Raw genomic sequence first — 7,039 nt, 5'->3', positions numbered from 1 at the left:
CTTCCACGCGGGTGAGGAGATAAAACCCGTCCGCCTTCTTTGCCACCTCGAGGAGGACCACCGCTCCTGGGTCCAGGGGCCAGGCCCGTTTGGCCACGGGCAGGGTCTCGGGGAGTTCTCCGGTTAAAAGCGCATGGGGCATGGGGTACCTCCGGACAGGGGGGAAGGGCGTGGGGTCCTTGGCGATCCGGGTGAAGACGGCGTGGAAGAACCTCCGCCCCTCGGCCTTCCACTTTAAGGCGTACTTGGTCTGGAGATGGGCCTCAGGGGGTGGGCCGAGCTCCACCCGGAAAAGGCCTGTCCCTTTCGCCTCTTCCAGGGCAAAGCCCAGGTATTCCTCGTGGTCGGTGGTGAGGAGGAGGCTGCCCCCTGGGGCGAGCCGGGTGGAGAGCAGGCGGAAGAAGGCCTCCTTGAGAAGGCGGTTTTCCTGGTGCTTCTTCTTGGGCCAAGGGTCGGGGAAGTTGACGTAGACCCGAAGGAGGCCGTCCTCCGGACAGAGGTTCCTCAGGGCAAAAGCCCCTTCCCCCTGGTAAAGGCGAACGTTGCGAATCCCTTCCCGCTTCATCCGCCGCCAGGCCCGGGCCAGGCTGGCCGCGGAGACCTCCGCCCCCAGGAGGTTCCACTCCGGGTGGGCCTTGGCGAGCCAGGCGGTGAAGCGGCCGTCTCCGAAGCCGATCTCCAGGACCAAGGGGCCTGGGCGTCCGAAGAGGGCCTGCGGGTCCGGTGGGAGGCTGGGAAGGAGGGCGGGCCGGACGAGCACGGGGTGATTATAGCCCGTACTCCGCCCACCTCGAGTCCACTTTGGCCTTCACCTCCGGGCTCATCACGGCCTTTTCCGGCCAGGCCCGGGCGAAGCCTTCCTCGGGGAGCTTTTGGGTTCCGTCCAGGACCAAGACCGGCCCCGAGGCCCCCTGGAGGATTCGGCCGTCCCGCTCGGGGTCTATGTTGTTGAGGAGGACCCAGAAAAACTCGTGGGGCTCGAGGCCCGTGTCCCTATCGGCCAGGAGGAGGAGGCGGATCCCCTCGCTCTGGGGGGTGGCGAGGAGGCTTTGGGCCACCTCCCAGGCCTGGTGGGCCTTGGTTTTGTGCATGGCCACGAGCCAGAGGCCCGGGTACTGGCGCTGGGCCTTGACCCTGGGGTCCTCAGGGAGATGGGGGTGGGCTTTGGGGGCAAAGGGGGCCTCCCCCCCCTCCTCGGGGAGCTTGCGCGTGGCGTCCAGGATGAGCTTCCCCCCGAAGGCGAAGGCCCGGCTCGCGTGGTCCAAGACGTCCATGGGCCCTCGGACGAAGAGGGTGTCCCGGCCGGGAAGGAGGTGGGGAAGGGCCTCGAGGAGGGCCTCAAACCCCGGGCTGACCCGGCCCTCCGTCACCAGGACCACCTTGGCGAACATCATCTGCCCCAGGCCCAAAAGCCCCATGGCCGCCTTGTAGGCCTGTCCGGGGTATTCCTTCCTGATCCGGAGGTTGACCCAGTTGTGCGCCACCCCCTCAGGGGGCATGTGGTAGTCCAGGACCTCGGGCAGAAGGAGGCGTACGGCGGGCAGGAAGAGCCGCTCGGAGGCCTCGATGAGGTAGGCGTCCTCCATAGGGGGGGGGCCCACCAGGGTGGCCGGATAGACCGCGCCCTTGCGGTGGGTGAGGGCGGTCACATGGAACCTTGGGTAGAGGTCCTTGGGGGTGTAGAAGCCGGTGTGGTCGCCGAAAGGCCCCTCCTCCACCAGGGGTTCCTCCGGGTCGATGTACCCCTCTAAAATGAACTCCGCTTCCGCGGGCACGGGCAGGTCCACCGTGACCCCCCGGGCCAGCTCCACCGGTCTTCCCCTTAAAAACCCCCCCAGGTGGAACTCGTTCACCCCCGGCAGGGGGGGAAGGGGGGCGGTGGCCGCGTAGGTGAGGATGGGGTCCCCCCCCAGGGCCACCGCCACCTCGAGGGGCTTCCTAAGCCTTCGGGCCTTCTCGTAATGCCTCCGGCCCACCTTGTGGAGCTGCCAGTGCATGGCGGTGCTCCGTTTGTCCAGGACCTGCATCCGGTACATGCCCAGGTTCAGCTCCCCCGTCTCGGGGTCCTTGGTGATGACGAGGGGGAGGGTGAGGAAGGGGCCTCCATCCAGGGGCCAGGTCTTGAGCACGGGGAGCCGGGAAAGGTCCACCGCCTCCCCCCGCCAGACCACCTCTTGCACCGCGGCCGTTCGCACCCGCCGGGGGAAGAAGCCCTTGAGGGCGCTAAGCTTCGGGAGGAGCTTAAGAAGGGCGGAAAGCCCTCCTTTCCCGGGCTCCAGCTCCAAAAGGGCCTGGACCTTTCCCGCAAGCTCGTCCAGGTCCTTTACCCCCAGGGCGAAGGCGGTCCTTTCCCGGGTCCCGAAGAGGCCGATGGCCACGGGAAAGCCCTTCCCCACCACATTTTCAAAAAGCAGGGCTGGGCCGCCTTGTTTCACCATCCGGTCCGCGATCTCGGCGATCTCCAGCTCCGCCTCCACCGGCGCATGGATCCGCTTAAGCTCCCCGCGGGCCTCGAGGGCCTTCAGGTAGGCTTGAAGGTTCCTAAACACGCCTTTCAGCTTATCCCGGGGCGGCCTGGAAACCACCTTGGGGCTCACACTTCCAAGACGAGGTGTTCCAGGCGGTGATCCTGGGGGTTCCCGTAGACCAAGACGGCCTCGAGGCGGACGGGGAGGTCGTCCCGGCCCAGGAGGGACCGGGCGCTTTGCAGGAGCCTTTCCACCTTCTTAGGGGTGAGGGCCTCCAGGGGGGTGCCGAACCTCGAGGAGCGCCTTTGCTTGACCTCCACCACCACGTGGACCCCGTCTTGCTCCATGAGAAGGTCGATCTCCCCAAAGGGGGTGCGGCGGTTTTTCCCGATGAGGCGGTACCCCCTTTTCAAAAGCCACCGAAGCGCTGCTTCCTCGGCCCAGCCTCCCTTCACGGCGCCCACTCCCGATAGAGGACCCCGTCCAGGTAGAGGCGGAGGCGGGCCTCGCCAAAGGCGGTGTACCTTCCCGAAAGGGGGAGCCCCGCCTGGCCCTGGCCCTCAAACAGGACGTGCTCTCCCCGGGCGTCCACCAGGGTGAGCCGGACCTCCCGCCCTTCCGCCTCCGGGGGCAGGGTAAAGCTCAGCGTGACCGCGTAGCCTTGGGGCTCAGGGGGGAGCTGGACCTCGGGCTGGACCGAGACGGCGATCCGGACCCCGCTGCCCGAGGCCAGGGGTGTCCCGGCCGGGGGGGACTGGCTTAGGACCAGGCCGGAAGGGGCCCCGGAGGGGACCTCCCGGACCCCGGCCTGAAGCCCCGCGGCGTTTAGGAGGAAAAGGGCCTGGTCCTTGGTGAGGCCCAAGAGGTTGGGCATCTGGGTGTCCGCTGCCTTCTGGGGCCCCTGGGAGAGGAGAAGGTGCACCACCTGGCCCTTTTTGGCCGGGCTTCCCGGAGGGGGTAGGCTGGCCAAGACGGTGCCCACCGGGGCCTGGCTTTCCACCCGGCTGACCTGGCCCAAGGCAAACCCCGCTTCCTCCAGGAGGCTTCGGGCCAGTTCCAAGGGCTTGCCCACCAGGTCGGGGACGGGGGTGGGCAGGGCCTGGTTCAGGACCAGAACCAGGGTCCGGCCCACCTTGAGCCGTTCGCCTGGAGGGGGGTTCTGGTCCAGGACCAGTTCCTTGGGTTTGTCCGGGTCGTTGCCTTCCCGCACCTCCACGTTTAGCCCCGTGTCCTTCAAAAGGGTGTAGGCCTCGAGGGCGGTTTTTCCCACCAGCTCCGGGACGACCACCTCCTTGGGGTTGAAGTACCGGACGAACCCCATCCCAAAAAGAAAAACCCCCGCTGAAAAGAGGGCGATTCCCGGGATCACCCGGGTCCAGTTCCAAGTCCGGCGGGGACGGGGTTTTTCCAGGGGCAAGGGGGTCAGGTAGGCCGGCTGGTTCTCGGAAAACCCCAGGTGCTTTTCGGAAAACCCAAAGGGAGCGAGGGCCTCTAAGGCCCTTCGCTTCACCTCCGGGCTCGGCTGGGAGAGGGGTTTTTCGGGAAAGAAAGCGTAGTACCGGCCGGGCTTCGCCGAGAGCACAGCGGAAAGCCCTAGCTCCGAAAGCCGCTTGAGGGCTGCCCGGTATCGGTAAAAGGCCTCCCGGGCCTCGGGGGTGTGAACCTCGTACCAGACCAGAAGGCCCCTCGTCCCCTCCGGGTCCTCCCGCGGTTCGCCCATGGGCGAAGCGACCGCCCGGTACACCCGTACAGGCCCCGCCTCGGCCAGAAGCTCCACCACCCGGTACCGGTCGTCCAGAACCATGCGGGGCGATTATACTACGAGGGGTATGAACGACGTCTTGGTTATCGGAGGGGGGCCTTCCGGCCTCTCCGCCGCCTTGTTCCTGGCCCGGGCCGGGCTGAAGGTGGCGGTGGTGGATGGGGGGCGGTCCCAGCTCCTCACCGTGAGCCGGGTGCCCAACTACCCGGGGGTTTTGGACGGGCCCTCCGGGGAGGAACTCCTCAGAAGGCTTAAGGAGCATGCTGAACGGTACGGGGCCGAGGTGGTCCGGGGCGTGGTCAAGGAGGTGCGGGACATGGGGGGGGTTTTTGAGGTCTTCCTCGAGGAGGGAGGCCGCCTCGAGGGGGAGCGGCTTCTCCTTTGCACCCACAAGGAGCCCACCGTGGCCAGCCTTTTGGGCCTGAGGCGGAAGGGGGTCTTCATCGAGACGGACGAGGGGGGGAGGACCAGCTACCCCCGGGTCTACGCGGCGGGGGTGGCCCGGGGCCGGGTCCCGGGCCACGCCATCGTGAGCGCAGGGGACGGGGCCTGGGTGGCGGTCCAGCTGGTTTCCGACCTCCGCGGGGAGGCCTACAAGGACCATACGGACTGAGCTAGACGGGCCTGCCCGCCATCATGAAGCTCGCCGTCATCCCTCCGTCCACGACCAGGATGGCCCCGGTGATGAAGCTGGCCTTCTCCGAGGCCAAAAAGAGCACCGCTTCCGCCACCTCCTATGGTGTTTTCGGAAAGCACGCCGGCCGTCCGAGCCGCCTCAGGGCGTGGAGGTCTTCCCAATCCCTAAGGGTCCTCCCGGGGTCTTCGGAAAGGGCGATGGCCTCGAGGACCGCTTCGGTGGCGATGGCCCCCGGGGCCACCGCGTTCACCCGGATCCTCAGAGGGGCCAGGTCCAGGGCTAAGGAACGCGTGAGGTTGACCAGCCCCCCCTTGGAGGCGGCGTAGGCGGCGTTTTCCTGCTCGGCGAAAAGCCCCTGGACGCTCGCTACATTGACGATGGCCCCGCCCCCCAGCCGGGCCATTTCCCGCGCGGCCAGGGCCGAGAGGTGCATGGGGGCGGTGAGGTTGACCTCGAGGACCCTCCTCCATTCGGAAAGCCCCACCCTCAAGGCCGAGCCGGGCACGGAGGTGGCGGCGTTGTTCACCAGGACGTCCACCCGGCCTAGCGCCTTTGCCGCCTCCTCCACGAACCGCACCCGGTCCCGTTCCTCGGCCAGGTCCGCCTGGATGAAGACCCCGCCCACCTCCTCCGCCACCTCCCGCCCCTCCGGCCTAAGGTCGCAAAGGGCCACCATGGCCCCTTCCCGGGCAAAGGCCTTGGCGATGGCCTTTCCAATCCCCCTGGCCCCTCCCGTGACCAGGACGCCTTTTCCGCTAAACATGGATCTCCTCCAACGCCTCGGCAAGCCGATTTGGGGGCAGCACGCCGCTTACGATCTCCTTCCCGCCCCCCTTGGCCCCCAGGGCCTTAAGCCTTTCCAGAACCTTTTCCTTTTCCGGCCCCACCAGGGCGAACCGACCCGATTCGGAAAGGAGGAGGACCGTCTTCGGCCAGCCCAGAAGGGCCTTGGCCAGTTCCTGCACCATCCCCTCCGGGACGAGAAGCCTTCCCTCCTCCAGGGCCCGGGGCAAAAGGGCATCCGCCAGCGCCTTCCTTAGGGCCTGGACCTCGCCCTTCAGGGCGTAGACCTCCTCCTCGAGCTTGGCGATGGGCTTTTCCACCTCGAGGGCCTGGGTGGAGTAGCGCAGGGCCAGGCGTTGGAGAAGCGCGTGCTTCTGGGCATAGTCCTCCAGGGCCTCCCAGCCCGCGCTGAAATAGACCCGGCTTCCCCCTTTGTACCGCTCCACCTTCAGCACCTTGATGGGCCCGGCCTCCGCAGAGCTTCTCAAATGGGTGCCCCCGCAGGCCGCCAGGTCAAACGTCCCGATCTCCACAAGCCGGATCCGGCCTCTCGCCTTAGGGGGGCGCCTTAGGGGGTAGTGGGAGATCTCCTCCTCGTCCACCTCAAAGGCGCGGATGGGGTGGTTGGCGTAGACGGCGAAGTTGGCCAGGGCCTCGGCCCTTTTGGCCACCTCCTCGTCCGGGGGCTCGGCGAAGTCCACCGTGGAGACGGGGTCATCCAGGCTTACCGCCACCGTGTGGAAGCCGCCTGAGCGCAAAAAGGCCTGGGAGAGGATGTGCTGGGCGGTGTGGCGCTGCATGTGCCGGTACCGCCTCGTCCAGTCGATCTCCCCCTCCACCTCCGCCCCTTCCGGAAGGGGCCGGTCCAGGACGTGGACCACCCGGCCTGTGGCCTTTTCCTCCTCGTAGACTTCTAAGACGCGGGCTTCTCCCCCTTCGAAGCGGAGCCAGCCCGTGTCGTGAGGCTGGCCGCCCGAGGTGGGGTAGAAGAGGGTCTCGGAGAGGACGACCCGGGGTCTTTCCCCCGCCTGGGCCTCCACCACCCGGGCCCGGAAGCGGGTGGCGTAGCTGTCCAGCTGGTAAAGCCGCATGCCCTTAGAATAGACCGCAAAGGGTGGCCGATGGGGAGGGGCAAACGCTTGGACCAGGTTCTGGCCCACCTGGGCTTGGGGAGCCGCAAGGAGGTCCGCCGCCTCATCCGGGAGGGCTTGGCCGGGTGGGGGAGGAGGTGGTCAAGGACCCTGGCCATCTTCTAGACCCGGAGAGGACCCCCCTGTTTCTGGAGGGCAAACCCCTTTCCTACAGGAAGCACCACCACCTTCTCCTCCACAAACCCGCGGGGTACGTGACCAGCCGAAGCGAGGCCGAGGGGCCAAGCGTCTTCCGCCT

The 7,039-nt window shown here is 67.4% G+C and carries 6 protein-coding genes and 2 pseudogenes; 2 read left to right on the top strand and 6 right to left on the bottom strand.

Annotated elements, in window-relative coordinates; translation table 11 throughout:
- From trmB to C4301_RS08910, 4 genes are all read right to left on the bottom strand, one after another.
- Positions 1-760, bottom strand: a 760-nt coding sequence (gene trmB, locus C4301_RS08925; protein WP_352414735.1) for a tRNA (guanosine(46)-N7)-methyltransferase TrmB, incomplete at its 3' end; no start/stop codon positions are given.
- 7 nt (positions 761-767) lie between these two features.
- Positions 768-2,549 (bottom strand): menaquinone biosynthesis decarboxylase, encoded by a 1,782-nt coding sequence (locus C4301_RS08920; protein ID WP_352414734.1) that lies wholly within the window; start codon positions 2,547-2,549, stop codon positions 768-770.
- 44 nt (positions 2,550-2,593) lie between these two features.
- Entirely contained in the window at positions 2,594-2,932 is a 339-nt protein-coding gene (locus C4301_RS08915) for a YraN family protein (RefSeq protein WP_352414733.1), read from the bottom strand.
- On the bottom strand, positions 2,920-4,272 hold the full coding sequence (locus tag C4301_RS08910) for a PASTA domain-containing protein (RefSeq protein WP_352414732.1): 1,353 nt from the start codon (positions 4,270-4,272) through the stop codon (positions 2,920-2,922). Before C4301_RS08910 ends, C4301_RS08915 begins: the two co-directional genes overlap by 13 nt.
- Positions 4,273-4,297: 25 nt before the next feature.
- Between C4301_RS08910 and C4301_RS08905 the strand changes: the two genes are divergently transcribed.
- Positions 4,298-4,843 carry an NAD(P)/FAD-dependent oxidoreductase gene (locus C4301_RS08905; RefSeq protein WP_352414731.1) on the top strand — a complete coding sequence of 182 codons (546 nt, stop codon included), beginning with the start codon at positions 4,298-4,300 and terminating at the stop codon, positions 4,841-4,843.
- A gap of 1 nt (position 4,844) precedes the next feature.
- On the opposite strand, the pseudogene C4301_RS08900 reads toward C4301_RS08905, so the two are convergent.
- Positions 4,845-5,630: pseudogene (locus C4301_RS08900) on the bottom strand (SDR family NAD(P)-dependent oxidoreductase).
- A complete protein-coding gene (locus C4301_RS08895) occupies positions 5,623-6,741 on the bottom strand; it encodes an alanyl-tRNA editing protein (RefSeq protein WP_352414730.1) in 1,119 nt (372 codons plus the stop codon). Before C4301_RS08895 ends, C4301_RS08900 begins: the two are co-directional and overlap by 8 nt.
- A 30-nt stretch (positions 6,742-6,771) precedes the next feature.
- On the opposite strand from C4301_RS08895, the pseudogene C4301_RS08890 reads away from it, so the two are divergent.
- Positions 6,772-7,039, top strand: a pseudogene (locus C4301_RS08890) (S4 domain-containing protein); the annotation flags it as partial.

It is taken from the genome of Thermus sp., from assembly GCF_040290245.1.
GTDB lineage: Bacteria > Deinococcota > Deinococci > Deinococcales > Thermaceae > Thermus_A.
Note: the sequence above shows the minus strand (reverse complement) of the source record. Positions and strands in the feature narration are given on the sequence as shown.

What these genes read in the sequence shown, in the direction of transcription:
- C4301_RS08895 (WP_352414730.1), bottom strand. Translation starts at nt 6,741, where the DNA reads ATGCGGCTTTACCAGCTGGACAGCTACGCCACCCGCTTCCGGGCCCGG.
- C4301_RS08905 (WP_352414731.1), top strand. Translation starts at nt 4,298, where the DNA reads ATGAACGACGTCTTGGTTATCGGAGGGGGGCCTTCCGGCCTCTCCGCC.
- C4301_RS08910 (WP_352414732.1), bottom strand. Translation starts at nt 4,272, where the DNA reads ATGGTTCTGGACGACCGGTACCGGGTGGTGGAGCTTCTGGCCGAGGCG.